Below are 25,986 nucleotides of genomic sequence, written 5' to 3' on the forward strand. Positions count from 1 at the left end.
TTATTTCAACACCATAATTGGCGAACCTGTCATTTCTGCAGGTTGTTCTAGCCCCATTAAATGCAGCATGGTGGGTGCAACATCGCTCAAGGCTTTACCGGTATGCGCTTGCGCGTCACGTCCTACATAAATAAAGGGTACTGGCTCGCTAGTATGTGCTGTGTGCGCTTGGCCTGTTTTAAGGTTTGCCATTTGCTCAGCATTACCATGATCGGCAGTGATCAGTGCTTCTCCACCATACTCTTTAAGAGCATCAACTACACGACCAATACAGCTATCTACTGCTTCACAAGCTTTCACTGCCGCCTCAAATACACCTGAGTGACCTACCATATCGCCATTAGGGTAGTTACAAATAATGGCATCATATTGACCACTTTTTATGGCTGCAACGAGTTTATCAGTAAGCATTTGCGAATTCATTTCTGGCTGTAAATCATACGTTGCCACTTGAGGGGAGGGGATCAGCTCGCGAGTTTCGCCGTTAAATTCATTTTCGCGTCCGCCACTGAAGAAAAAGGTAACGTGGGCATATTTTTCAGTTTCTGATATACGTAGCTGAGTTTTACCTTGTTTTTCAAACCACTCGCCAAGTACGTTATTAAGTGGTGTCGGGCCAAAAGCCACTGGCGCATCAATATCAGCAGCGTATTCAGTCATCATCACAAAGGCACTAAGCTCAGGCGATTTTTTCTTATTAAAACCGTCAAAACCAGGTTCGACAAAGGCGCGAGTGATTTCACGTGCACGGTCTGCTCTAAAGTTGGCAAATATAATGGTATCACCATCATTTACTTGCACAGGGCTACAGCCTTTAGGAGTAATTGTGCTGGCTGCTACAAATTCGTCATTTTCATCGCGCTCGTAGGCAGCATTGAGTGCGCTTACGCCATTTTCATAATCAAAGTCGCCTTCACCTAGGGTGATTAAATTATACGCTTTTTCAACACGGTTCCAGCGGTTGTCTCTGTCCATGGCGTAATAGCGACCAACTAATGAGGCTAAACGGCCACATTTAAGTTCGCTAAATAAAGCTTCAATTCGCTCAATGGATGCTTTGGCACTTCGTGGTGGTGTATCTCGGCCATCTAAAAAGGCATGAAAGTACACCTCTTTAGCGCCGCGTTTTGCAGCCAGTTGTATACTGGCAACAATATGGTCTTCGTGGCTATGCACGCCACCTGGACTTAGCAGTCCCATAATATGAACGGCTTTGTTGGCATGAACGGCTTTATCAATGTTTTCAACCAGTGCGGGGGTTGAGTCAAATTCGCCATCATCAATGGCTTTAGTGATGCGGGTAAAGTCTTGATAAACAATACGACCGGCACCTAAGTTAACATGACCAACCTCAGAATTACCCATTTGACCATCAGGAAGACCCACATCTAAACCCGATGCTGAAATTAATGTATGAGGGCGCGTTGCCCAAAGCTCATCTAACACAGGGGTATTAGCAGCTAAAATGGCATTGCTTTGCTCATCTTCTCTGTATCCCCAGCCATCTAAAATCATTAATACCAGTGGTTTTTTATGTTCTGTCATAGTCACTCCTATTAGGGTCTGTTGACCTTTGCGGATTAAAATTTGTTCAAACTAGGGGCGGTTTAATCGCGGCGCGAGGTTTGTAACCTAGTGGGCTAAGTCAAAACCGAGCAAAGCTTCCGCGTCCTGCTCACGCCCCTTACCTACATCCATGTAGGCAACAAAGAGTAAATCGCCCCTAGGCAGAACCCTTCGGGCAGCACCTGTTTGGCATTGATGCTGCGTTATCGCCTATTTATGGGGAATAACCACACCACATAGGCTCTGCCTTGCCTAAATACCAAACAGGCTGCTGCAAATTTAACCTTGAAAGATCAACAGACCCTAGCGTTGCTAAAATACACGCTAACATTAATGCCAACATGCCAACATGCCAAGCCTAAGCATACCGTGTTTTATAGCTAGGATCAGCAATGAAAAGAAGATATTAAAAATTTTCAATGAGCTTCCTCTCTCAATTGAATATTTTAAAGGGTTAGGTTATTTTTCAGTTAAAAAGAGCGCTACATTGTGGCTTTCAGGCGTGCTTAAACTCGCATTTTTAGCTGATTTGGGTATACTTGCGCGGCTAATCCCTATTTTATTCAAGTATTGAATAGGCTTGTGGGGTAAGTTAAGCCTCTGTGTAGGTAAAATTCAGAGTAGCCTAACAGTACTCTAAATTGATTTACTGATGAGTGACTGCTCATTATGTAAGTACAATAAATATGAATTAAATATCTAAAACACCCTGTTTTAGCATGTAACTTTATAGTGGAAGTCGAATGGATCAATATATTGAATTTGTCTCAAATCATCCAATTCTAAGCCTAGCTTGGGTTGCGATTGCGTTTCTTATTGTTAGTGGCGCAATAAAAAGTAAATTTTCAGCAATTCGTCAGATCAATCCTCAGCAGTTAACGTTACTTATTAACCGCGAAGACGGTCAGGTTGTTGATATGCGTGGGCAAAAAGAGTTTAAAACCGGCCATATTGCCGGTGCTGTGCATTTAAACCCTGAAAAAGCCAAAGAATCTGATTTTTCAACCCTTGAAAAGTACAAGAGCAAACCCATTATAGTGGTATGTGCTGCAGGTATGACTGCCTCAGGCGTTGCAACGGCAATGCATAAAGCAGGATTTGAACAGGTTTCTGTTTTGTCTGGCGGTATGGGTGCGTGGCAATCAGCAAGCTTGCCAACAACAACCGGTCGCTAATACGCCTTAGCTAAACCGATTAAGGATTATATTATGAGTAACGTTGTTTTATACACCAAAGGATATTGTCCTTTTTGTCATCGCGCATTAGCGTTGTTAGACAGCAAAAGTGTAAAATACACAAATATTGATATTGGCGTACAGCCAGAGCTTCGCGATGAAATGATCGCCAAAGCCGGTGGCGCAAGCACGGTTCCACAAATTTTTATTAACGATGAACACATCGGTGGCTGTGACGATATGATGGCACTAGAAGCACAAGGTAACCTTGATGCTAAGCTGAGTGCTTAATTTAATTAATTATAATAAATAACAGGTTAGGAATAACAATGAACGAACAAAATCAAAACGCAGCAGCAGAAGCTGATGCAGGCGCACAGTTTACTATTCAACGTATTTACACTAAAGATGTGTCGTTTGAAACGCCAAATTCACCCGCTATTTTTCAAAAAGAGTGGGCTCCAGAAGTAAAATTAGATTTAGATACACGCTCTAATAAGCTTGATGAAGGTGTTTACGAAGTTGTTTTAGCGTTAACTGTGACGGCATCTATCGGTGAAGAAACTGCGTTTTTATGTGAAATTCAACAAGCAGGTATTTTTACTATTGCTGATGTTGAAGAAATGCAATTAGCACATATGCTAGGTGCATTCTGCCCTAACGTGTTATTCCCGTATGCACGTGAAGCGGTATCGAACTTAGTAAACCGTGGTACGTTCCCACAGCTTAACCTTGCACCTGTTAACTTTGATGCATTATTTGCACAATACATGCAGCAACGCACAGCGCAAGCTGAGCAGGCTTCAGCAGACGCATAATTTATGAATACAGCAACATCAGCTGTTACTGTTTTAGGGGCGGGGTCTTATGGCACCGCCCTTGCTATTTGTTTAGCCCGAAATGGTCACAATGTGACTTTATGGGGGCGCAATAGCCAAGACGTTGCGACGCTTGCAGCTGAGCGAAAAAATCAACGTTACTTACCTGATATTCCTTTTCCTGACACCTTAACCCTTGAAGCCGATTTGCAGCAAGCAACAGCAGCTAGCGATATTGTACTGGTTGTTGTGCCAAGCCACGCATTTGCCGACACGCTAAAGCAAATTAAACCGGCTTTGCGGCCAAATGCAAAAATAGCCTGGGCTACTAAAGGGCTTGAGCCAGATACTGGGCGCTTATTGCAAGAAGTGGCAGTGCAAGAACTCGGTGAAGAAGTACCATTAGCGGTGCTTTCTGGGCCAACCTTTGCAAAAGAAATGGCGATGGGTTCACCGACTGCTATTTCGGTGTCATCAACTTCATCAGCATTTGCGAAACAAATTGCCGATCTACTCCATTGCGGCCGCTCGTTTCGGGTGTACAACAATGATGACTTTATTGGCATACAGCTTGGTGGTGCGGTTAAAAACGTAATTGCTATTGGTGCAGGGATTTCTGATGGTGTTGGCTTTGGTGCAAATGCACGTACCGCGCTAATTACCCGTGGTTTAGCGGAGTTATCGCGTTTGGGTTGTGCACTGGGTGCAAAACCAGAAACCTTTATGGGTATGGCTGGTTTAGGCGATTTAATTTTAACCTGTACCGATAACCAATCGCGCAATCGCCGTTTTGGTTTAGCGTTAGGTAAAGGTGAAAGTGTTGATGATGCGATTGCATCAATTGGCCAAGTCGTTGAAGGCTTTAGAAACACCAAAGAAGTGTATTTACTCGCGCAGCGTGCGGGTGTTGAAATGCCAATCACTGAGCAAATATACAAAGTACTTTATGAAAATAAAGACATGAAAGCAGCTGCTATGGCCTTATTAGGTCGTGAACAGAAATCAGAATAAAACGAACTGCTAGGTTTTAGGTAACAGGTATTTTTGTTTACCTAAAACCTAAAACCTAAAACCTAAAACCTAAAACCTAAAACCTAAAACCTTACTGAGCGTTTGGAAAACCAAGCTGGCGCCAAGATTCATACACAAACACAGCTACTGCATTAGACAGATTCATACTGCGACTATCGGCTTGCATAGGTATACGCACGCGTTGCTCGTTTGGCAGTGCTTGAATCATGTCATCAGGTAAGCCTCGGGTTTCTGGGCCGAATACTAAGCAATCACCCGCTTCATACTGTGCTTGGTGATGAAATTGGCTACCTTTAGTGGTGCAAGCATACACCTTTTTAGGTTGGCACTTTTCTAAGTAAGCATCAAATGAGGCATGGCGTTGTACATGGCTAAATTCGTGATAGTCAAGTCCAGCGCGTTTTACACGTTTGTCATCCCACTCAAACCCTAACGGTTCAATTAAATGCAATGAATAGCCAGTATTGGCACATAAACGAATGATATTCCCGGTGTTAGGTGGAATTTCAGGTTGGTATAAAACAATATCCAGCACAATAAGCCCTATAAAATCTTTAATTTGACTGACTCAGTATACACGAACAATGAATAAAAAATGATATACTACAAACATTAAATACATCTTACACTTGGACAGATACGTGCATAATCGCAGTTATGAATTTTGGGTCAAAGCTTCAAGCATAGTGACCATGGTCATGGTGAGCCTAATGATTGCGACCAAAGCATGGGCTTGGCTGGCGTCGGGTTCGGCGTCGATGCTTGGCTCACTCACTGATTCATTAATGGATATTACCGCGACGCTAATGAGCTTTTTAGTTTTATCGTATGCACTGCGTCCTGCGGATGATGACCACCGGTTTGGTCACGGTAAAGCGGAGGCGCTTGCAGGGTTAGGCCAAGCTGCATTTATTGCGGGCTCGGGCTGTTTATTAATGTTTCACGGTATCGAGCGATTAATAAACCCAGTAGAGCTTTCGCACTCATTATTAGGTGTATGGGTGAGTATTTTTGCCATTGCTTGTACTTTGGTAATTGTATTTGTGCAAAATAAAGTCGTGAAGCACACAGAATCAATCGCTATAAAAGCCGACTCCGTTCACTACAAGGGCGATTTAATTTTAAATACGGCGGTATTGCTTGCTATTTTACTCGCCTATTATGGCGTACTGTATGCCGATCCATTGTTTGCTATCGGTGTGGCAGGTTATTTATTGTATAACAGTTGGGATATAGCAACCGAAAGTGCCTCGCATTTAATGGACAAAGAGCTACCCGATGAAGAAAAGCAAAGTATTTTTGAAATAGCGCGTAACCATAATGATGTTTATGGCGTTCACGGTATTCGCACTCGACAGGGCGGTAAAGTTAAGTTTATTCAACTGCATTTAGAGCTTGATGACAATTTACCGCTTATTCGTGCCCATAAAGTGGCAGATGAAGTGGAGCTGATGATCACTCAGCAATTTGAATCTGAAGTTGATATTTTGATTCACCTAGATCCGCTGTCGCTTAGTAGTTAACCTATTGAATCACAAAATTTATAAAGGCTTGTTAGCAATGGTTGGCGAATTTCGTCCCGCTCAAAAAACAGCTCGTGCTTAGCCCCTTTAAACTGCTTTATTAGGGTGTTTTTATGTCGGCTTGCAAGCTTATGCTGAGCTTGGTTATCAACCACTTCGTCATTTTCTGCGCTGGCTATAAATAACGGGGTTGTTATGGATAGTTTATCGAGCGCTTTAATAAATGAAAAAACAGTATGCAGCCAGCCATAGGTAACACCGCCTAATTGTAATAGTGGCGTTTGCTGATAAGTTGCCCTAAATTGATCATAGCGTATTTGGCTACTGGTTAAAGTGTTAAGCGCAAACTCTTCAGGTGTATAATCGCTTTGTCCTAACGCATAACACCCTGAGAACCCTAATAATGACGCACTGGCAGCGATAAACTGTGCTACGGGTTTTGGTATTCCTTTGGTATGAATATCAAACATGGGCGCAGATAAAAACGCCCCACTAAAGTCATGTGAGTAACGTGCTAAGTAATCAAACGCAATAGCGCCGCCCATTGAATGGCTAAGCAGTAGTTTTTTACCTTGCCAATGCTGCTTTACCACCTCAAGATTGAATTGATTGAGATCGTGACTGTAATCTTCAAATTGTTTGACATAGCCTTTATGGGGGTTTTTTAATAACCGATAAGAGCGCCCTTGGCCTTGGTGATCAACAATAAAAACAGCAAAATTATTACAATAAAGCTCCCAAAGCAGCTCTTTGTATTTATCGAGCCCTTCAATGCGCCCAGAACTAATAACAATGGCAGTGTGAGCCTGTTTAGGCTTAGCGTAAGCATAAAATAATTTACCGGCAGCCGTGCTTAAATAGGCTTTTTTGAGTGTATTAGTATAAAACTCATTAATGGCAGGCAGGTTATTTTCAAGCTCGCTTTCATTGCTATAAAACATGGTCTCTCTTTTGTATTGGTAAGCTTATCTCAACGCATAACCCGCCAGCGACCTTATTTGATAAAGCTAAATTTCCGCCGTGGGCAATCACCGCATTTTTTGCAATGGCTAAACCCAGCCCAGTGCCGCCGCTGACTCGGTCGCGGGCATCTGATTGCCTAAAAAACGGTTCACATAGTTTATCAAGTTGCGCTGCGGGAACGCCAGGGCCGTCATCACATATTTGTATAGTGATGATATCACTGTGTTTTAAGGTGATGCTAATAGTATGTTGTGCGTATTTAATTGCATTACGTAAAATATTTTCTAGAGCACTGGCAATCAGCATTTCGTCGCACTCTATATTTACCTCAGCATCACCTTGAATATGCAGCGTTTTATTGTGCTGTTTTGCTTCAAACTGAGCATCGTTAATCACATGGTCAACAATCACTTGCAGCGACTGTGTTTGCAGTGATAAAGGTTGGCTATTGGCTTCTAAGCGCGATACCTGCAATACATCGGCTATCATTTTATCAAGTTGATTTGCTTCTTTTTCAATACGCAATAAATACGATTGGCTGGCCTCACTCGCTTGCATTTGCGCCAGCCCTGTGGCCATTTTTAAGCGTGTTAGTGGGGAGCGCAATTCATGGGATATATCGGCAAGTAAACGCTTTTGAGCGCTAAGTAGTTGCTCTAATTGAACAGCCATACGGTTAAAATCGCGTCCTAAAACTCCAAGCTCATCTTTTCGTTGACTATTTATTGCTGCGCGCGCACTTAAATCGCCATTTGAGAGCCTAGTTGCGGCTTGTTTTAAGCTATTTATAGGGGCAATTAAGTTACGACTAAATAAAAAGCTTAATGTAAGTGAGGCGATAATGGCGATAGAAATTTTTAACCAAACTGGCAACAATCTTAAGCGAATAAAGAGCGGTCGCTGTTGATTTATATCGATTTCATATAACGCAAATTCGCCTTCAGGTACTCGAATGCGCACAGGGCCAAAAGCTTGGTAATATTCAGTAAAAATAATTTGAGGTGGCATGCCTTCACTAAAGTTCAGTAAGCTAAAATCAATATTATTCTCAACTTTTTTACTGATCAAAAACTCATCACTACTTAGTGAATTTAAATAAAGTAACTTGCGCTTACTCAAACGCGGGTGAGTAATAATGTCATGAATAGATCGCTTGTGTTTATGTGCACTACGTTCGATACCTCGAGCCAAGTGTTCTAGATTTTTTTGCATGGGCCCTTTTAGGGGGTCATGGCTAATAGCATTGATCAGCGAAATATTACTTAAGAAAAATAGCGCAGTAAAAGTGCCAATGATCGTTAGCCAAAACCAAGCAAAGACTTTAAAAAACAAATAATGTCGAGGGTGTCTTAACCAGCTAAAACGCGTTAATTTACTCTCCTTGGATAAAGACATAACCCGTCCCTCGAATAGTTTTAATTTTTTCCCCCGCGATATGCTCGGCTATTTTTTTACGAATATTACTCACATGCATATCAATAGAGCGATCAAATGACGCTAAACGCCGTCCTAGTACCTCTTCGCTTATTTGCTCTTTGCTTATAACATCAGGGGCGTGTTTTACTAATAAAGCCAATATTTCGTATTCGGTACCCGTAAGCGTGAGTGTGGTGTTATTTACACTGGCTTCACGCGTGGCAAAGTTAATAGTAATACCGTTTAAAGAGAGCTTTTTATTATTGTTATTGCTTACACTATTAATGTGTTCAATACGGCGAGTAATAGCTTTAACGCGGGCAAGGAGTTCGCGGTGGTTAAACGGTTTTGGAATATAGTCATCAGCGCCGAGCTCTAAACCAAAAATACGGTCAAAGTCTTCACCTTTAGCGGTCAACATAATCACCGGCGTTAATTTACTTTGCCTGAGTTGTTTGAGTACTTCAAAGCCATCTATAGAGGGCAACATAACATCAAGTAATATAAGCGCGTAATTGTTTTGTAAAGCAAGCTCTAAGCCTTGTTGGCCATCATGTGCGGTTTGTATGCTAAAGCCTTGTGCGCTCAAATACTCGCTTAATAGCTCACATAAACCGGTGTCATCATCAATCATTAATAGTTTCATACATTAAGCCTTACGCGCTGTTTTATGGTTTTATTTTACGCGTTTAATGTACTAAAAGTTAGTCTTTACATAACCTTTACACTGCTTTGCGTTACTTTGCATTGAGCCGGTTATAGTGAACACACTGGCTAGCAGCCAACAACCAACTCAATATTAAGGTGATGATTATGACTAAGATAAACACGCTATCAAAATTAGTACTTATATGTGGCTTAACAGCAGCAACGCTCAGTGCGGGCAGCGCACTTGCAAAAGGTGATGGCCATAAACAAGGGCACTCTCAAGCACGCTTTTTACTCTCTGAGCGAGCTGCAGATAAACTGGCGCTTACTGAAGATCAACAAACACAACTAAAAGCGATTTTTACAGCGCAAAAAACGCAAATTAAAGCACTAAGAAGCCAAAATAAAGACGCGCGTAAGGCACAGCGCCAAGCTTATAAAGCGCAGATGGATGCGTTATTGTCAGCGCCAAACTTTGACGAAAATGCAGCGAAAGAGTTATTAACCGCACGCCAAGATAAGAAGCAGCAATTGGGATTAATTAAATTGAAAACCCAGCATCAAGTAATGCAACTGCTTAACGCTGAGCAAAAAGAAAAGTTAGCTAAAATACAGCAGCGCCGCAGGTAATAGGGCGAGGTGCGAGGGGCGAGGTGCGAGGGGCGAGGTCCGCAACCCGAAGCCCGCTGATCGAAACTCGTCGCCCGAAGCCCCGCCTTGTATCTACAGAATATTTTGAACCACAGAGGGAGCAGAGGCGCTTTGCGCTCCACAGAGAGAAGATCATTTATTGTCACTTTCTCTGTGTGCTCTGCACCTCTGTGGTAGATAAATGACCTAAAACCTAATACTGACGCGGGGTAAACCCGCTGCTACAGGTATAAAAAACCTTGCTATGTTAACTGCAAGGTTTTTAAATTTCTCGAACCTCGAACCTCGAACCTCGAACCTCGAACCTCGAACCTCGAACCTCGAACCTCGAACCTTTAAAAATCACTTAAAAAAGTCATCTTCGTTTTTTGCCATCATTGCTTCAATATCTTCAATCATGTCTTGGCTGAACTCATCTGCAGATGTAATCGGCGCTGAAATTTTATTATTTTCAAACGACCATTCACCTAAATCAATAAGTTGGCAACGTTTTGAACAAAAAGGGCGATTCGGACTTTGTTCTGACCATTCTACTTTTGCTTTACAGGTTGGGCAGTTAACCACTGTTGGCATAATTTACTCTCACATTAATATAGGCTTTGCGACTCAATTTATAATAAACAGCTAAGCTTTCTATTTAAAAACTAGTGACACGATTAACCTCAGCAAGTGAGGTCACACCCTCTGCGGCTTTACGAATACCCGATAAACGCAAATTGTTATATCCTGCTTTAAGTGATACCTCAGCAATTTCTAATGAGTTACCGCCGCGCATTATAATTTGGGCAATTTCAGGCGTAATTTTCATTACTTCGTAAATACCAACACGGCCTTTATAGCCATCGGTACAGCTTTCACAGCCTTTCGGTGCGTATAAAATCATGTCCTGTATTTGTTGTTCATTAAAGCCTTGGCGAATAAGCTCTTCACGGGGTAAAGGCTCTGGTACTTTACATTTAGAGCACAATCGGCGCGCTAAGCGCTGGGCTATAATTAAACTAATTGAACTGGCTACATTATACGCGGGTACACCCATATTTAACAAACGGGTAATGGTTTCTGGCGCGGAGTTAGTGTGAAGCGTTGATAGCACCAAGTGACCGGTTTGCGCCGCTTTAATTGATATTTCAGCGGTTTCTAAATCACGTATTTCACCCACCATGACAACATCGGGATCTTGACGTAAGAACGCCCGTAAAGCATTAGCAAAGGTCATGTCGGCTTTAATATTTATTTGTACTTGGTTAACCCCTTCGAGGTTAATTTCTACTGGATCTTCGGCGGTACTAATATTTCGTTCCGGCTGATTAAGTATATTTAAACCCGTATACAAGGATACGGTTTTACCCGAGCCGGTTGGGCCGGTAACCAAAATCATTCCTTGCGGTTGCTCAAGTGCATCGAGGTATAGTTTTTTCTGCTCGGGTTCATAGCCTAATACATCAATACCTAGCATGGCACTGGATGAATCAAGAATACGCATTACAATTTTTTCGCCCCACAAAGTTGGCATGGTACTAACACGAAAATCAATGCTTTTACGCTCTGTTACCTTAAGCTTAATACGGCCATCTTGTGGTTTACGTTTTTCAGCGATATCAAGGCGCGACATAACCTTTATACGCGCCGAAAGCTTGGTTGCTAAACTATTCGGTGGACTAGCTACCTCATGTAAAATACCATCAATACGAAAGCGAATACGGTATTTGTGCTCATAGGGTTCAAAGTGAAGATCGGAAGCACCTTTTTTTATTGCATCCATTAAAATTTTATTAATGTAGACAATAATAGGGGCATCGTCTTTGTCATCATCTTTAGGGGTGTTATCTCTTTGAGGCTCAGAGTCTAGTTCAGCAAACTCTTTAAATTCATCTTCACTTAAATTTAAGCTACCTGTGGCATCCAGTAGTTGCTCAATTTTATGGTCGAGCTGTAGGTAGTCAACCACCACCACTTCGCATGATAAACCGGTGCTAAATTCAAAGTTTTCAAAAGCGCCGTAATCGGTAGGATCAGAGGCAGCAATGTATACTTTTCTGCCTTTTTGTACCAAAGGTAAAATATGGTGCTTGCGGATCAGCTTTTCTTTAACCAGCTCGGCAGATATTTGTGCAACATTAAAATCTTTTAAATCAAAAAAAGGCACTCTAAACAAATCAATACATTGCTGCGCTAAATCTTGGCTGTCTATTTTGCCACATTTAGAAATAAGCTCAGCAGTTGACGCAAACTCTTGTTGTTTTGCTTTTACGGTATCGGTATCAACCCGGCCGAGGGTAATAAATTTTCTTAATAACGGTGAGTTAATATTCATTGCGCACCTGATTTAATCCTTCATTTGTCAGCAATTTAGCAGAAAAAAGAAAGGAATACATTAATCGTACCAATGCAGCAGGTATTTTTACTGATAAAAAATGCGCTGTTGCATGGTTTACTATCTAGCATTTAGCTTATCTAGTTATATTGTAGACTTAGCTTGCTGTAAATAATACTTATGCAGCTCAAGTAAGTCTTGTTTTACATCGTTTAAGTTACGGTTATTATTTAAAATATCATCTGCTTTATGTTGTTTTTGCTCACGAGACATTTGTGCGTCAATAATTTGTTTTGCTTGTTCAGTGCTAATATTGTCACGTTTTGTAGTGCGGGTAATTTGTATTTCTACCGGTACGTCAATTAGCAAGGTACGATTACAGTAGCTATCAAGCTCATTTTCAAATAACAACGGCGCAACTAACACCACGTAGTCGCTTTGCGCGTTTTTTAAATCAGTGATCAGTTTAGTGCGTATTAAAGGATGTAGCAGCGCATTCAACCATGCTTTTTGCTCAGTGTTACTAAAAATACGCGCTCTTAGTTCGCTTCGGTTTAATGCGCCATGTTCATTGAGTATGTCAGTACCAAAATGCTTAACAATAGCATTAAACCCTTCAGTGCCAGGCTCAACTACTTGGCGGGCAATAATATCAGCATCAACAATAGTAATGCCTAGCTCTGCCAACATATCGCTAACTGCGGTTTTACCACAGCCAATGCCGCCGGTTAGTCCCAGCACCCAATTTTTAGTATGATGGTGTGTATTATTCATAGTTAGTAGCCAATAAAATTAAAATAGCTGTTTTGTAGTTGTGACCCCCACAGCATAGTGATCCAACCGGCTATTGCTAAATAAGGACCAAAAGGAATCGGTGTTGCTTTGTCTTTACCTTTAATGCTCAGCAGGGCAATGCCAATTACTGCACCAACCACGCTGGAGAGCAAAATAATAGTCAATAACGATTGCCAGCCCAGCAATGCGCCAAACACCGCCAGTAATTTAAAGTCGCCATAGCCCATGCCTTCTTTACCGGTTATTAATTTAAACAACCAAAACACGCTCCATAAACTTAAGTAGCCACATGATGCGCCTATAATGGCATTGTTAGGGGCAATGGTATAACCCATAACTGAGGCGATTAACGCTAACCATAAAAGTGGCAAAGTAAGCTGGTCCGGCAGTAGCATGTGATCAATATCAATAAAAGTCAGTGCTACCAACGCCCAAGTAACTACAATGTACAATAAAGCCTGCTCTGTTGCGCCAAAGGTGTAGGCAACCACTAAACTTAAAATAGAGGTAATGGCTTCAACGAGAGGGTAACGAACTGATATTGGGTTGTTACAGGTTGCGCATTTACCTTTTAAAAATAACCAACTAATAATGGGAATATTTTGCCATGGCTTAATGGCTACTTTGCACTTTGGGCAACATGAGTTGGGTTTAACTAAGTTAAACGTGTCAGTAGTGTGTTCAGTGGCCTGTTTAGCTTTTGGGCTGGTTAGTTCATCGGCTAATAATAAGCGGCATTCAGCTTGCCATTCTTTTTGCATCATTAGCGGCAAGCGATAAATCACCACATTTAAAAAGCTACCAATACATAAACTCACTAGGCCAATCGTGGTTAAGTAAAACCATAAGTGGTTTTGCATCGTGGCGGTGATATCAATAAAAAGACTTTGCATTTATTTTACCTAAAACTAAATTCTGTGTTGATAATACAGTGGTTTTACATAAGTGCAAAATTAGGTTCGAGGTTCGAGGTTCGAGGTTCGAGGTTCTAGGTTCGAGGTTCAAGGTTCAAGGTTCAAGGTTCAAGGTTCAAGGTTCAAGGTTCAAGGTTCAAGGTTTAAGGTTCAAGGTTCAAGGTTCAAGGTTCAAGGTTCAAGGTTCAAGGTTCAAGGTTCAAGGTTCAAGGTTCAAGGTTCGAGGTTCGAGGTGTTAGGTTTGAGGTGTTAGGTTTGAGGTTCGGGCAACGGGCGACGAGTTGCGGGGAACCACCGCGTTTTAATTGTTCTGTAGGCGGGGCTTTATGCCGCGCACTTTAGTTGCGGGCAACGGGCTTCGGGCAACGGGCTTCGGGTAACGGGCCTAGAAACTCGAAGCTCGAAGCTCGAAGCTAAATAACTGAACCTAGTTGGAATATTGGTAAGTACATGGCCACAATTAATCCGCCAACTAATACGCCGAGCACTGCCATTATTAACGGCTCAAGTAAGCTCGATAGGCCATCCACCGCATCATCTACTTCTTGCTCGTAGATAGTGGCTACTTTTGCCAGCATACCATCAAGCGATCCTGACTCTTCACCAATGGCGACCATTTGTACCACCATATCAGGGAATATTTTAGAGTTGCGCATTGCCCAGTTCATTTGATTGCCTGAGCTTACCTCGGCTTTTATTTCTAAAATAGCATAACGGTAAACTGCATTACCTGATGCACCTGCAGCAGAATCAAGCGCATCTACTAGCGGTACACCCGCAGCAAAAGTGGTCGATAAAGTACGTGCATAACGCGCTACCGCTGCTTTATTTAAAATCATACCAACAACAGGGAGTTTAAGTATGGCGCGGTCAGTGGCATCACGCAGCTTTAAACTTCTTAAATGGGCTTCTTTAAATAGATAACCAAAGGCAACCACTGCAATGAGCGCTATCCACCAGTTTGCTTGCATAAATTCAGAAATAGCGATTACAAATAGGGTAAAAGCAGGCAGTTCAGCGCCAAAGCCAGCAAATATTTCTTGAAACTGTGGCACCACAAAAATCAGTAATATGGAGGTTACAATCAGCGCAACTACTAATATAGCAATCGGGTAAAACATGGCTTTTTTAATTTTTGATTTAAGCGCTTCTGATTTTTCTTTATATAGCGCAACGCGGTCGAATATTTTATCCAGTGCGCCAGATTGCTCGCCTGATGCCACCAAGTCGCAATATAAATCATCAAAATAGCGAGGGTGCTTTCTCAGCGCAATTGATAGCGGTTGACCTGCTTTAACCTCATCACCAATGGTACCCATTAACTTACTCACACTTTTATTGGTGGAGCCTGAGCCTATCATTTCAATCGATTGAATTAGCGGTACACCCGCCATCAGCATAGTAGCTATTTGCCTAGTAACTAAGGCTATATCTTTTGGGGTAATTTTTTGTACGCTTTGAATACCAAACAAAGGTTTGGCTTTTCGTTTAACTTTTGAGGGCGTTATGCCTTGCTTACGAAGTTGGGCTTTAACTAGAGCAATGCTTGCACCAGTCATTTCACCTTCAAGGCGTTTCCCGCGAGCACTTACGCCTACCCATTCAAAGGTATCAAATCCTTTTTTGTCCGGTTGTTTTGCCATTATAAATCCTCGAAGTAAGTAAGCTTACAATTTTCAAAAGATAATTGCCCGTTAGACCAAAAATTAGGACCGTGTGGTTTAGGATCTAAACAGTTGTAGCTCAGTATAACTAATGCCGCGTAAAGTAAAGATGCTGTAAATGTAATAATCTGTGCTATTTTTTTATGTGTATTGCTTTTTCTTTCAGCTAAATTATAACCTAAATATCCAAGTAAAATCCCAACTAAAACAAATAAAAAGGTCTGCGGAATTGGCATGACTATCACGCCACTGACTAGTGAGTAAATCAGTAAGCTTACAAGTGAAGTAAAACAGGTTAAAAACTCATTGTTATCTTTGTTTTTTTTAATGAAGGTTAGTGATTGAGTAATTAATTTATATGTAAACCAAACCAAAATTGATAAAACAATTACTCCCCAATTATTTAGTATTTGAAGGATACTGTTATGAGGGTGGCCAAAATCGAAAACTTCAGATTTATATCCTCCAGGGCCATTACCAATAAGTAGTGTTTTAAGGTGTATATTCTTGATGACTTCTAGCCATAGCTCGTACCTTTTTGAACTACCAGTTCTTATTGTAAATTCGGCTGAGTGGTAAAAGCTAAGATAAAAATAATGAAGTGAAAATAATAAAATAGTAGCCAATAGACAAAAGAGTATCTCTTTTACCATACTTCTATTTATGAAATAGCAGTAAATTAATGTTGTCACCAATATTGCTATTGAAGCTCCTCGGGCACTACTGAAAAGTAACAAAAAGAAATTTAAAGTCAGAGTGACTTTTGCAACTCGATGTAAATTTGGGTGTGAAAGAAAATAGATAACAAAAGGTATGCTTAGGACTTGAAATTGATTAAAAAAGCGAATGTTATAAAAACCGTATAAAACACCATCAGGGAATGGGGCTTCACTTGATAGAATAAAAAAAGAATAATTAAGTAATGAATAAGAGACTAGAAATACGTTAGATAACAATATCGTATAAAATAAAATAGAGCTATGATCTTTTATTTTATACCCTAAAATAATAAGACTTATTAGCATTGTAGTATGAAGATAGAGCAAGCTTGAATATAATATATTTTTGCTTAAATAAGTACTTATTAAACCAAGTAGTAGAACTGAAATTAATATTAGCTTTGTTTTTTTTTCTAACTTGATTAAATGAAAATAAAGTAAGGTGCATAAAATTAGAAGTAGTGATTGGAAAATTCTTTTTTCATTAAATAAGCCAAAAAAATACTCATCAATAAATGGAATTAAACAAAAAATCAAAAATGCAGAGAAAATTATTGTATGGGGTGTTTTTTTTATCATGTTGATAAATTGAGGAGCTCCTTCTAAGATCTCCTCTTTTTGACTAAAAACTAATTAGCTTTTACGGCAGTTTTGTGGCACATATTTGTTTAATGTCGCGGCACTTATTTCGCACTTCCAGCTGACACTTCCATTAGTTGCTGTAGGTGTGAATTTAAGGTTTCCTCCATTTAAAGTCGAGTTAGATGTTCCTCTAATTTCTGTGGTAATAACACCTGCAGCCCCAACTGTTACTGATTCTACATAAGTAGAAGATATATTAGTTGCAGTAGGATCCAATCCTACTTTTGAATTACTGTTACATGCGGCAAGTGTTGTGTCTCCCGTTGTAATTGCGCATTCACTAACTGCTGTTTTAGCAGAGCCAGCAAAAGTAACAACTTCACTCATTTTCGCACGAGTTGTATAATCTTGATAAGCAGGCAAAGCTACCGCAGCAAGAATACCGATGATTGCTACTACAATCATTAATTCAATTAGGGTAAAACCCTTTTGACTTTGTTGTGTCATTGTTTGCATGTTTCCTCTCCTAAAGGATAATGTTGTGGTAAGCCAAACGGATATAAGTTTTTAAAATGTAACTTATGTTGTTCACTTAACCTGTTACTACAAAAATAAAATCATTTTGCCAAATTTAGTGCTGTGTTTAAGCGGTAAAATATTGGCCGCGAAGACACTCACTTTATGACGGTTATTCGTTAATTTGTCCCTTACTCGAGCATAAATCTAACTATTAAAAGTTAGTTATAGCCCGCGTAAGTTACAAGCTAATTATAAAAATAAACCCTGTCGCTTATTTTTACTCTGTCCCTTATAAATGCCTTTACACTTTTTATAACTAATTAAGTATTTAAAACTAGTCAATATGAACGAGTCTAACACTGTTTATTGCGCTTTTGTATGTAAAAACTTTATAAAAAACGCATTAATTTAATAACTTGTTACAAATAGTCCTTTTGGATTATTTAATGCCCTTTTTTAAAAGCTGTCAATCAATTAGCGTAAGAAACTATAAATAAATTTTAAATTATTTACTCAAATCGCATCGATAAATCGATTGATTGTAAATTTTTTGTAAGCGCCCCACTTGAGATAAAGTCGACCCCTGCTTGCGAGTAGGCTTTTAGTGTTTCTAGGGTCATATTGCCCGACACTTCTAACTTAGCGCGCTTATTTGTAATGGTAACCGCTTGGCGTATTTGCTCTGGGTTAAAATTATCTAACATTATAATGTCGGCGCCTGCGTTAATGGCTTGCTCTAGCTCATCAAACGATTCAACCTCAACCTCTATAGGTTTATCGGCATGATTTAGCTTAGCTTGAGTAACCGCGTTATTAATACCTCCACAGGCTGCTATGTGGTTTTCTTTAATTAAAAACGCATCAAACAAACCAATTCGGTGGTTTGCACCGCCGCCACATTTAACTGCATACTTTTGTAGCGCTCTAAGTCCTGGAATAGTTTTACGGGTATCGAGCAGTTGCGTGCTAGTGCCACTTAACTCTTTTACATAGTGCGCAGTGGTGGTGGCTGTGCCAGAAAGCGTTTGTACAAAGTTAAGTGCGGTGCGCTCGGCTGTTAAAATAGCGCGAGCAGAACCGGATGCGGTAAATAGGGTACTATTGGCACTGACAAAGTCGCCATCGTTCACGCATATATTTACAACCACGCTTGGGTCGACTTGTTTGAACACTTCAATGATTAGGTCTTTACCACAAAAGATGCAGTCTTCACGGGTGATCACTTTCGCATGGGCTTGCTCTGCTTGAGGAATAAGCTGCGCGGTAATATCGCCTTGTTCAGCGCTTTGGTAATTTAGATCTTCATCAAGTGCTAAGGTAACAAGTTGACTAATTAGGGTATGCGAAATAGACATGAAAAAGCTCATAATAGATAATAAATTAACTAAATTTTACTCTGTTTAATTACTAAATAGAAGCAGCTAACAACTAAACTAATCAGCCAGCGCTTAATTTACACGTTAATCATATTTTATCGTTTAGTATTACGCTATCTTTATAGGGTTAAATCTATTAGCATCTTGATATACATCAATTTTGGTTGATTAACCTGAGCGCTGCGAGCTACGGGTAACGGGATGCGGGCAGCGGGTTTATAAAATAAAGGTTCTAGGTTTAGGCAGAGATTAAGCCAAGCACGGTGTTTGTGTTGAGTGTAGGCGGGGCTTTACGCCGCGCACATGTAGCAGCGGATTTATTCCGCGTCGGTATTAGGTTCTAGGCTCGCCGCTCGCCGCCCGTCGCCCTTTTTAGGTTTTAGGCAGAGATTAAGCCAAGCACGGTGTTTGGGTTAAGAGCTACATAAGTTTTAAATAAATAGTATGAAAATAGATTCTTTAGGCGTTATAAATAATATTAGCCAGCGGGCGTGTAGCCACTTTGATGAGCGACCTGCTCAGTGCGATATTTCGCTGTTGGTTATTCATAATATTTCATTGCCCGCAGGGCAGTTTAACACTCCGTACGTTGATGATTTATTTATGGGGTGTATTGATTGTAATGCGCACCCTAGCTTTAGTGACCTAGAGGGGCTTAAGGTGTCAGCGCATTGTTTTATTAAGCGCTGCGGCGAAGTTACACAGTATGTGCCTTTTGAAAAACGTGCATGGCATGCGGGGCGCTCCTGCTTTGCTGGGCAACAAAATTGTAATGATTTTAGTATAGGTATAGAGCTTGAAGGCACAGATACAATTAACTATACCGATGCGCAATATCAAAGTTTAGCTGCATTGGCGCAGGCTATTATGCAGCGCTATCAAAAAATAACAGCCAGTAATATAGTCGGGCATTGCGATATAGCCCCTGGGCGAAAAACCGACCCTGGAGCGAGTTTTAACTGGCGTAAGTTTTTTAACCTAATTAAATAACTAAGAGTAACAACATGATTTTGGTTTCAATAATAATAGCACTGATACTTGAGCGTTTAGGTGCTCGCTCTGCGCATTGGCAAATGAGTTATTACGCTAATGGCTACTTAACTCGCAGTGTTAATTTATTAACGAATAAAGGTTTATTTGGCACGGCTACCGGGTTTTTGATTTGGTTATTACTGCCAGTGATTGCCGTAGGGTGTGTGTATTTTTTATCTGACTTCGCATTGTGGCAACTTGTTTTTAATGTGGTGGTGTTACTCGTTTGTTTTGGTTGTGCTAAGCAACGCGCTTTGTATAAGTCGTATTTAAATGCACTGACCCGAGGGGATCAAACCGCTGCGTCTTTGTATGCTTTGCAATTAGGGCAAAAACGCACCCAAGAGCAACAAGGCGGCGAAACCGTTGGGCAAACGCTGGCTTGGGTTAATTTCCGGTTTTATTGCGCGGTTATATTTTGGTTTGTAATATTGGGTGTGGCTGGTGCTGTTTTTTATGCATTAGTACGTACCTTTGCTGACTTAGTCAGTGATAACCGCGATGAAGTGATTGCCAAACACTTTAAGCTTATTCACCGTTTGTTGTTTTGGTTAGACTGGTTACCAGCGCGTATTACTAGTTTTGGTTATTTAGTGATTGGTAACTTTAATAAAGGGACTAGCTGTTGGCTGCATTACGTGTTTGACTTTTCAAGCCCTAATCGCAAGGTGGTTACTTATACGGCGCTAGCGGCTGAACAAGTTGAAGAGCGCTACTATGGTTGCACCTTTGAAGCCACCTGTATGATCAAACTGGTTAAGCGAAATGTACTTTTTTACTTAGTGTTAATTGCCTTGATGACTTTATTTGGTGGTTTAAGTTAAAGACTAGGGGTTAGGTTTTAGGTAGAAATTAAGCCAAGCACCGTGTTTAGCTTGGTGTTGGCGGGCTGCGCGAGCAACGGGGGGCGGGCTAAAACCTCTTTACCCCCATCCTCTCTTTGTGTAATAGTTTTTAAGTAATTTATTTACCACAGAGAATGCAGAGCACACAGAGAAAGTGACAATGAAAGTTTTCCTCTGTGGTTCAAAAAATAAATATATTTGGTGTTAGGTTTTAGGTTCTAGGCAGAGATTAAGCTAAGCATAGTGTTGGGTTAATCGTAGGCGGGGCTTTATGCCGCGCACTTTACTTTTTTGTGACGGGCTTCGAGTTGCGGGCTTAAAACCTTTAACCTTTAACCTTTAACCTAAACATGCGCGAGGTAAACTCCCGCCTTGTATCTCTCAGTAATAGATGATTAGCTATCATTTATTACATCGGGTGCTAGTGAGCTTGTATTCCCGCCCAGTACTCGATACTGAGATGTAGATTAAGCCCTAGCGTCCAATTCTCAACAAACTGAATGGTATCCAAGCACACTTAAATTAAGTTGATGCTGTATGTACAAGGGGAGTAAGTAGAGATGATGTTTATCGGTTTTGATATTAGCAAAGATAAAGTGGATTTATGCTGGCTGAGAGACCCAGCTACCAACAAAAAGAAAACGAAAGTATTTAAAAACAACCAGCTATCTTTCAAAGATATTGAGCAGTGGCTTTTAAGTACAACCCAAGCTGTAGCTGAGAAAGTCGTTATCACGGTAGAGCCAACGGGTGTTTACCATGAACCGCTAATGTACTTTTTATACCAGCAAGGATTCAATATTGTGCTCGCTAACCCAGGTAAAGCAAAGAAATATGCCGAGGCTCTAAATATTGTTCATAAAACAGATAAGTCAGATGCGATAATGCTTGCAAGCTATGGTTATGCAAAGCATTCAATTGTTAACTATTGGCAACCTGAAGCAAAAGAAATTAGAGAGCTTAAGGCATTACTGCGCCGACTTGATGCATTAGAATCCAGCAAGCAAAGGGAGCATAATCGATTAGAAGCAAGTGAGTTTAATGCGGCGTCGGAGCGAGTTATTCAATCATTAAAAGAAACGATTAATTTTTTTGATGATGAGATAAAAAAACTTAAATTAGATATCGATAATCACATAGACAGCTTCCCTAATTTAAAAAAAGATAGAGCGTTACTAGAAACAATCCCTGGTATTGGGCCCGTTATGTCTCGAGAGCTCACGTATATATTCGCAGCTAAAAAATTTAACCAAGCTAAGCAGGCAGCAGCTTACTGTGGCTTAATACCGAAGTTGCATGAGTCAGGGAAAATGAAGGGCCGTACAACTTTAAGTAAGCTAGGGCCCTCGAGAATACGAAGTAAGCTTTATATGGCAGCAGTAGTCGCTGGGCAGTGGAATTATCAAATAAAACAGCAAAAAATAAGATTGATGAATCATGGCAAAACATCGATGCAAATCATTGGTGCCAATATGCGTAAACTCATTCATATATGTTTTGGCGTAGTAAAGAATCAAGAAGCGTTTAAGCTCCAAGAAAGTTAAATACGACCTTGAAGCTTAAAATGAGAGATGGTATCTACAATGTAAAAACATGTTTGCAAATTACTCTACATTTTATCCTATTGCGAACCCCGAACCCCGAACCCCGAACCCCGAACCCCGAAAATTAAAAACCAGCTGGTCTGACCATTTGTTTTTCATCTTATTAACCTTTCTTTACCCTCTGTGATCTGTGTATTATTTGAACTTTGTTTAAATTACGTTACGCTGGCCTTAGGGCTTTAAAACTGCTGTAAATTGACAGTAATTACGGTTTTTGATAACGTATGGCAAAATTTGGTATGACCAATTTACCTTTTGGTCAGGTCATTCAGTTAAAAGCCTTATTTAATGGGCTGTTAGCATTTATACAACGCGGACGTTGATTGATGTCTTTAAAAATTAAAGCGGCAAAATTATCTGATGTTATTTTACAACAACTTGAGAACATGATTCTTGAGGGGTCGTTAGCACCAGGAGAAAAGTTACCACCGGAGCGTGAACTCGCTAAGCAATTTGAAGTGTCGCGTCCGTCGTTGCGTGAAGCCATTCAAAAGCTTGAGGCAAAAGGGCTCGTAACCCGTCGTCAAGGTGGTGGAACGTATGTAAAAAATCAATTGGAAGAGGGGCTGACTGATCCGTTGTTTGATTTGATCAGTAAACACCCCGAATCGCAATTTGATTTATTAGAGTTTCGTCATGCGCTAGAGGGAATTGCGGCTTATTACGCAGCACTTCGCGGAACAAGTAACGATTTTGCAAAAGTAAAACAGAGCTTTGATCAGATTGCATTAGCTAAAGATGAATTAAAGCAAAAAGCCAAAGCGATTAATGACTTTCATTTTTGCATTGCTGAGGCGTCTCATAACGTAGTGTTACTGCATTTAGTAAGAGGGATGCAAAGCTTACTTGAGCAGAATGTTTTACAAAATTTAACAGTGTTACTTAAAAAGTCAGATATAAGCAGCCAATTAGCCGAGCATAGACGCTTATTAATGGATGCAGTGATTGACGGTAATCCTGAACAAGCTCGCTTAGCAAGTAATGCGCATTTAGCCTATATTGAAGAAGCATTGCTTGAAGCGGGTAAAGAGCACTCGCGAATTGAACGTAGTTTAAGACGCACCAAACAAAATTAAGCAAGTACATTCACTTTTAACTTGAGTTAACAGTGAAGTATTCAATACATAAAATTAGTATTTTAAACATAAGGAAACCTCCATATGTCTGAAGTCAATAAAATTGACGTAGACGCGCTAGAAACACAAGAGTGGTTACAAGCTCTTGAATCAGTTGTGCGCGAAGAAGGTGTTGAACGAGCTCAGTTTTTACTTGAGCAAGTGTTAGAGCAAGCCCGCTTAGACGGTGTTGATATGCCAACTGGCATTAACACAAACTACGTTAATACGATCCCGGTTGATCAAGAACCTGCCTACCCTGGTGATGTAAATCTTGAGCGCCGTATTCGTTCAATTATTCGTTGGAACGCGATTATGATTGTATTGCGTGCATCGAAAAAAGATCTCGACTTAGGCGGCCATATGGCGTCTTACCAATCGTCTGCTGCATTTTATGAAGTATGTTTTAACCATTTCTTTAAAGCGCCAAATGATGTTGATGGTGGTGATTTAGTTTATTACCAAGGTCATATTTCTCCGGGTATTTATGCGCGTGCATTTGTTGAAGGGCGTTTAAGTGCCGAACAGCTTGATAATTTCCGTCAGGAAGTAGATGGTAAAGGCTTACCTTCTTACCCTCACCCTAAATTAATGCCAGAGTTTTGGCAGTTCCCAACGGTATCTATGGGCTTAGGTCCAATTTCTTCAATTTATCAAGCGCGTTTCTTAAAATACTTAGATGGCCGTGGCTTAAAAGACACTAAAAACCAACGTGTATATGCGTTTTTAGGTGACGGTGAAATGGATGAGCCAGAATCACGTGGTGCTATTTCTTTTGCTGCCCGTGAAAAGCTAGATAACCTATGTTACTTAGTTAACTGTAATTTACAGCGCCTAGACGGCCCAGTAATGGGTAACGGTAAAATCATTCAAGAGCTAGAAGGGCTATTTAAAGGCGCTGGCTGGAATGTTATTAAACTTGTTTGGGGTAGCGGTTGGGATATTCTGCTTGCTAAAGACACCACAGGTAAATTACTACAGTTAATGAACGAAACTGTTGATGGTGATTACCAAACATATAAAGCAAAAGATGGCGCGTACGTACGTGAACATTTCTTTGGTCGTTACCCAGAAACAGCGGCACTTGTTGCTGATATGACGGATGACGAAATTTTTGCGCTTAAGCGTGGTGGTCACGAATCTTCAAAACTTTATGCCGCATTTAAAAAGGCAGAAGAGACGAAAGGTCGTCCAACAGTGATCCTTGCTAAAACAGTAAAAGGTTACGGCATGGGTGAAGCAGCTGAAGGTAAAAACATTGCGCACCAAGTTAAGAAAATGGATATGTCGCATGTGGCTCACTTACGCTCTCGTTTAGGCTTAGATGATTTAGTATCTGAAGAGCAATTGAAAGAGCTACCATACTTAGAGCTTGAAAAAGATTCTCCAGAGTACAAGTATCTTCATGCGCGTCGTGAGGCTCTACAAGGTTACACGCCAACACGTATCGCTAAGTTCTCTGAAAAGTTACAGTTGCCAGAAGTTGACGCATTCAAGCCGTTACTTGAAGAGCAAAAACGTGATATTTCAACCACTATGGGCTTTGTACGTGCACTTAATATCTTATTAAAAGATAAAGGTATTGGTAAAAATATTGTGCCAATTATTGCCGATGAAGCACGTACTTTTGGTATGGAAGGTTTATTCCGTCAAATCGGTATTTACAACCCACATGGCCAAAATTACACCCCTCAAGACCGTGATATCGTTTCTTACTATAAAGAAGCAACCTCAGGGCAGGTATTACAAGAAGGGATTAACGAGCTAGGTGCAATGTCGTCATGGGTTGCTGCTGCAACATCTTACAGTACCAACGACTTACCGATGATCCCATTCTACATTTACTACTCTATGTTTGGTTTCCAACGTGTTGGTGACATGGCATGGATGGCAGGGGATCAACAAGCACGTGGTTTCTTATTAGGTGCTACAGCGGGTCGTACAACGCTAAATGGTGAAGGCTTACAGCATGAAGATGGCCACAGCCACATTCTTGCAAACACGGTACCTAACTGTATTTCTTACGATCCTACTTATGCATTTGAAGTAGCGGTTATCGTGCAAGACGGTATTCGTCGTATGTACGGTGAAGAGCAAGAAAACATTTACTACTATCTAACGCTAATGAACGAAAACTACCATCAGCCAGCAATGCCAGAAGGCGCTGAAGAAGGTATTCGTAAAGGTATTTACAAGCTTGAAAGCTACGAAGGCAAAAAAGCCAACGTACAGCTATTAAGCTCAGGTACTATCATGACTGAAGTGCGTAAAGCGGCAGCAATTTTAAGTGAAGACTATGGTGTTGCATCTGATGTTTACTCTGTAACTTCATTTAATGAACTTACCCGTGATGGACAAGATGTTGAGCGTTTCAACATGCTTAACCCAGAAAGCGAGCAAAAAACAGCTTACATTACAAGCGTATTAAACGATTCAGTCACTGTTGCTGCAACGGATTACATGAAAAACTACGCAGAGCAAGTACGTTCATTTATCCCAAGCAGTAACTACAAAGTATTGGGTACAGATGGTTACGGTCGTTCTGACAGCCGTGAAAACCTACGTCGTCACTTTGAAGTTAACGCAAGCTACGTGGTAGTTGCGACATTATCTGAACTTGCTAAACGTGGTGAAGTTGAAAAGTCAGTGGTTGTTGAAGCAATTAAAAAGTTCAACATCGACACTAACAAACTTAATCCACTGTACGCATAAGAG

General features: G+C 40.7%; 24 protein-coding genes. 11 read left to right on the plus strand and 13 right to left on the minus strand.

The genetic code is table 11. The features are described from left to right. The gene (gpmM, locus tag P20311_RS16220; protein ID WP_008114897.1) at positions 1–1,545 is read right to left on the minus strand and encodes a 2,3-bisphosphoglycerate-independent phosphoglycerate mutase; all 1,545 of its coding nucleotides are present in this window, start codon (positions 1,543–1,545) and stop codon (positions 1–3) included. Positions 1,546–2,309: 764 nt separating this feature from the next. On the opposite strand from gpmM, the gene P20311_RS16230 reads away from it, so the two are divergent. The 4 genes from P20311_RS16230 to gpsA are packed head-to-tail and all read left to right on the plus strand — an operon-like array spanning position 2,310 to position 4,570. Further along, positions 2,310–2,741: a rhodanese-like domain-containing protein gene (locus tag P20311_RS16230; protein ID WP_008114901.1), complete on the plus strand. Its 432-nt coding sequence runs from the start codon at positions 2,310–2,312 to the stop codon at positions 2,739–2,741. 33 nt (positions 2,742–2,774) lie between these two features. Next, positions 2,775–3,032 (plus strand): glutaredoxin 3, encoded by a 258-nt coding sequence (gene grxC, locus P20311_RS16235; RefSeq protein ID WP_008114903.1) that lies wholly within the window; start codon positions 2,775–2,777, stop codon positions 3,030–3,032. A 38-nt stretch (positions 3,033–3,070) separates the two neighbouring features. Then, positions 3,071–3,559, plus strand: coding sequence for a protein-export chaperone SecB (secB, locus tag P20311_RS16240; protein WP_008114905.1), 489 nt, complete (start codon positions 3,071–3,073; stop codon positions 3,557–3,559). A gap of 3 nt (positions 3,560–3,562) precedes the next feature. After that, positions 3,563–4,570, plus strand: a complete 1,008-nt coding sequence (gene gpsA / locus P20311_RS16245; protein WP_008114906.1) for an NAD(P)H-dependent glycerol-3-phosphate dehydrogenase — start codon at positions 3,563–3,565, stop codon at positions 4,568–4,570. 91 nt (positions 4,571–4,661) lie between these two features. Here the strand turns inward: gpsA and trmL are convergent, their stop codons facing one another. After that, positions 4,662–5,126 (minus strand): tRNA (uridine(34)/cytosine(34)/5-carboxymethylaminomethyluridine(34)-2'-O)-methyltransferase TrmL, encoded by a 465-nt coding sequence (gene trmL, locus P20311_RS16250; protein ID WP_008114908.1) that lies wholly within the window; start codon positions 5,124–5,126, stop codon positions 4,662–4,664. A 157-nt stretch (positions 5,127–5,283) separates the two neighbouring features. On the opposite strand from trmL, the gene P20311_RS16255 reads away from it, so the two are divergent. Beyond that, a complete protein-coding gene (locus P20311_RS16255) occupies positions 5,284–6,114 on the plus strand; it encodes a cation diffusion facilitator family transporter (protein WP_016899748.1) in 831 nt (276 codons plus the stop codon). Here P20311_RS16255 and P20311_RS16260 read toward each other — a convergent pair. From P20311_RS16260 to P20311_RS16270, 3 genes are read right to left on the minus strand one after another with little or no spacing between them, the layout of a single operon-like run. Continuing rightward, positions 6,111–7,055 carry an alpha/beta fold hydrolase gene (locus tag P20311_RS16260; RefSeq protein WP_008114910.1) on the minus strand — a complete coding sequence of 315 codons (945 nt, stop codon included), beginning with the start codon at positions 7,053–7,055 and terminating at the stop codon, positions 6,111–6,113. The two genes, P20311_RS16255 and P20311_RS16260, sit on opposite strands and share 4 nt — an antisense overlap. Then, entirely contained in the window at positions 7,045–8,472 is a 1,428-nt protein-coding gene (locus P20311_RS16265; RefSeq protein WP_036985278.1) for an ATP-binding protein, read from the minus strand. Before P20311_RS16265 ends, P20311_RS16260 begins: the two co-directional genes overlap by 11 nt. Continuing rightward, a complete protein-coding gene (locus P20311_RS16270) occupies positions 8,450–9,139 on the minus strand; it encodes a response regulator transcription factor (protein WP_008114913.1) in 690 nt (229 codons plus the stop codon). The genes P20311_RS16265 and P20311_RS16270 overlap by 23 nt, the downstream gene beginning before the upstream one ends. A gap of 167 nt (positions 9,140–9,306) precedes the next feature. On the opposite strand from P20311_RS16270, the gene P20311_RS16275 reads away from it, so the two are divergent. Next, on the plus strand, positions 9,307–9,771 hold the full coding sequence (locus tag P20311_RS16275; RefSeq protein ID WP_008114914.1) for a Spy/CpxP family protein refolding chaperone: 465 nt from the start codon (positions 9,307–9,309) through the stop codon (positions 9,769–9,771). A gap of 363 nt (positions 9,772–10,134) precedes the next feature. Here P20311_RS16275 and yacG read toward each other — a convergent pair whose 3' ends face one another. The 8 genes from yacG to nadC form a co-directional block, all read right to left on the minus strand. Continuing rightward, positions 10,135–10,365, minus strand: a complete 231-nt coding sequence (gene yacG, locus P20311_RS16280; RefSeq protein ID WP_008114915.1) for a DNA gyrase inhibitor YacG — start codon at positions 10,363–10,365, stop codon at positions 10,135–10,137. Positions 10,366–10,429: 64 nt separating this feature from the next. After that, a complete protein-coding gene (gene pilB, locus P20311_RS16285; protein ID WP_008114916.1) occupies positions 10,430–12,106 on the minus strand; it encodes a type IV-A pilus assembly ATPase PilB in 1,677 nt (558 codons plus the stop codon). 144 nt (positions 12,107–12,250) lie between these two features. After that, positions 12,251–12,880 carry a dephospho-CoA kinase gene (gene coaE, locus P20311_RS16290; protein ID WP_008114918.1) on the minus strand — a complete coding sequence of 210 codons (630 nt, stop codon included), beginning with the start codon at positions 12,878–12,880 and terminating at the stop codon, positions 12,251–12,253. 2 nt (positions 12,881–12,882) lie between these two features. Then, positions 12,883–13,794, minus strand: coding sequence for an A24 family peptidase (locus tag P20311_RS16295; protein ID WP_008114920.1), 912 nt, complete (start codon positions 13,792–13,794; stop codon positions 12,883–12,885). A gap of 434 nt (positions 13,795–14,228) precedes the next feature. Further along, positions 14,229–15,458, minus strand: a complete 1,230-nt coding sequence (locus P20311_RS16300; RefSeq protein ID WP_008114922.1) for a type II secretion system F family protein — start codon at positions 15,456–15,458, stop codon at positions 14,229–14,231. Further along, the gene (locus P20311_RS16305; RefSeq protein ID WP_008114924.1) at positions 15,458–16,777 is read right to left on the minus strand and encodes an O-antigen ligase; all 1,320 of its coding nucleotides are present in this window, start codon (positions 16,775–16,777) and stop codon (positions 15,458–15,460) included. The genes P20311_RS16300 and P20311_RS16305 overlap by 1 nt, the downstream gene beginning before the upstream one ends. 54 nt (positions 16,778–16,831) lie before the next feature. Further along, positions 16,832–17,296, minus strand: coding sequence for a pilin (locus P20311_RS16310; protein ID WP_008114926.1), 465 nt, complete (start codon positions 17,294–17,296; stop codon positions 16,832–16,834). Between the two features lie 512 nt (positions 17,297–17,808). Further along, entirely contained in the window at positions 17,809–18,654 is an 846-nt protein-coding gene (gene nadC, locus P20311_RS16315) for a carboxylating nicotinate-nucleotide diphosphorylase (protein ID WP_008114928.1), read from the minus strand. 465 nt (positions 18,655–19,119) lie between these two features. Between nadC and ampD the strand changes: the two genes are divergently transcribed. The 5 genes from ampD (at position 19,120) to aceE (ending at position 25,983) form a co-directional block, all read left to right on the plus strand. After that, positions 19,120–19,665: a 1,6-anhydro-N-acetylmuramyl-L-alanine amidase AmpD gene (gene ampD, locus P20311_RS16320; RefSeq protein ID WP_008114930.1), complete on the plus strand. Its 546-nt coding sequence runs from the start codon at positions 19,120–19,122 to the stop codon at positions 19,663–19,665. 14 nt (positions 19,666–19,679) lie between these two features. Further along, positions 19,680–20,531 (plus strand): beta-lactamase regulator AmpE, encoded by an 852-nt coding sequence (gene ampE, locus P20311_RS16325; protein ID WP_008114931.1) that lies wholly within the window; start codon positions 19,680–19,682, stop codon positions 20,529–20,531. A gap of 581 nt (positions 20,532–21,112) precedes the next feature. Beyond that, positions 21,113–22,096 (plus strand): IS110 family transposase, encoded by a 984-nt coding sequence (locus P20311_RS16330; protein WP_008114935.1) that lies wholly within the window; start codon positions 21,113–21,115, stop codon positions 22,094–22,096. A 386-nt stretch (positions 22,097–22,482) separates the two neighbouring features. Continuing rightward, positions 22,483–23,232, plus strand: coding sequence for a pyruvate dehydrogenase complex transcriptional repressor PdhR (gene pdhR / locus P20311_RS16335; protein ID WP_008114937.1), 750 nt, complete (start codon positions 22,483–22,485; stop codon positions 23,230–23,232). A gap of 84 nt (positions 23,233–23,316) precedes the next feature. Then, positions 23,317–25,983 carry a pyruvate dehydrogenase (acetyl-transferring), homodimeric type gene (gene aceE / locus P20311_RS16340; RefSeq protein WP_008114940.1) on the plus strand — a complete coding sequence of 889 codons (2,667 nt, stop codon included), beginning with the start codon at positions 23,317–23,319 and terminating at the stop codon, positions 25,981–25,983. Positions 25,984–25,986 lie beyond the last annotated feature (3 nt).

The sequence above is a fragment of the Pseudoalteromonas sp. BSi20311 genome (assembly GCF_000239875.1).
Lineage (GTDB): Bacteria > Pseudomonadota > Gammaproteobacteria > Enterobacterales > Alteromonadaceae > Pseudoalteromonas.

Bases quoted from the DNA above. Each gene is read 5' to 3' on its own strand.
- coaE (WP_008114918.1), bottom strand. From the start codon at position 12,880: ATGAATAATACACACCATCATACTAAAAATTGGGTGCTGGGACTAACC.
- P20311_RS16270 (WP_008114913.1), bottom strand. From the start codon at position 9,139: ATGAAACTATTAATGATTGATGATGACACCGGTTTATGTGAGCTATTA.
- P20311_RS16230 (WP_008114901.1), top strand. From the start codon at position 2,310: ATGGATCAATATATTGAATTTGTCTCAAATCATCCAATTCTAAGCCTA.
- grxC (WP_008114903.1), top strand. From the start codon at position 2,775: ATGAGTAACGTTGTTTTATACACCAAAGGATATTGTCCTTTTTGTCAT.
- gpmM (WP_008114897.1), bottom strand. From the start codon at position 1,545: ATGACAGAACATAAAAAACCACTGGTATTAATGATTTTAGATGGCTGG.
- ampD (WP_008114930.1), top strand. From the start codon at position 19,120: ATGAAAATAGATTCTTTAGGCGTTATAAATAATATTAGCCAGCGGGCG.
- gpsA (WP_008114906.1), top strand. From the start codon at position 3,563: ATGAATACAGCAACATCAGCTGTTACTGTTTTAGGGGCGGGGTCTTAT.
- P20311_RS16260 (WP_008114910.1), bottom strand. From the start codon at position 7,055: ATGTTTTATAGCAATGAAAGCGAGCTTGAAAATAACCTGCCTGCCATT.
- aceE (WP_008114940.1), top strand. From the start codon at position 23,317: ATGTCTGAAGTCAATAAAATTGACGTAGACGCGCTAGAAACACAAGAG.
- P20311_RS16295 (WP_008114920.1), bottom strand. From the start codon at position 13,794: ATGCAAAGTCTTTTTATTGATATCACCGCCACGATGCAAAACCACTTA.
- P20311_RS16305 (WP_008114924.1), bottom strand. From the start codon at position 16,777: ATGATAAAAAAAACACCCCATACAATAATTTTCTCTGCATTTTTGATT.
- pilB (WP_008114916.1), bottom strand. From the start codon at position 12,106: ATGAATATTAACTCACCGTTATTAAGAAAATTTATTACCCTCGGCCGG.
- P20311_RS16255 (WP_016899748.1), top strand. From the start codon at position 5,284: ATGGTCATGGTGAGCCTAATGATTGCGACCAAAGCATGGGCTTGGCTG.
- yacG (WP_008114915.1), bottom strand. From the start codon at position 10,365: ATGCCAACAGTGGTTAACTGCCCAACCTGTAAAGCAAAAGTAGAATGG.
- P20311_RS16330 (WP_008114935.1), top strand. From the start codon at position 21,113: ATGATGTTTATCGGTTTTGATATTAGCAAAGATAAAGTGGATTTATGC.
- P20311_RS16300 (WP_008114922.1), bottom strand. From the start codon at position 15,458: ATGGCAAAACAACCGGACAAAAAAGGATTTGATACCTTTGAATGGGTA.
- P20311_RS16265 (WP_036985278.1), bottom strand. From the start codon at position 8,472: ATGTCTTTATCCAAGGAGAGTAAATTAACGCGTTTTAGCTGGTTAAGA.
- secB (WP_008114905.1), top strand. From the start codon at position 3,071: ATGAACGAACAAAATCAAAACGCAGCAGCAGAAGCTGATGCAGGCGCA.
- ampE (WP_008114931.1), top strand. From the start codon at position 19,680: ATGATTTTGGTTTCAATAATAATAGCACTGATACTTGAGCGTTTAGGT.
- nadC (WP_008114928.1), bottom strand. From the start codon at position 18,654: ATGTCTATTTCGCATACCCTAATTAGTCAACTTGTTACCTTAGCACTT.
- P20311_RS16275 (WP_008114914.1), top strand. From the start codon at position 9,307: ATGACTAAGATAAACACGCTATCAAAATTAGTACTTATATGTGGCTTA.
- P20311_RS16310 (WP_008114926.1), bottom strand. From the start codon at position 17,296: ATGCAAACAATGACACAACAAAGTCAAAAGGGTTTTACCCTAATTGAA.
- pdhR (WP_008114937.1), top strand. From the start codon at position 22,483: ATGTCTTTAAAAATTAAAGCGGCAAAATTATCTGATGTTATTTTACAA.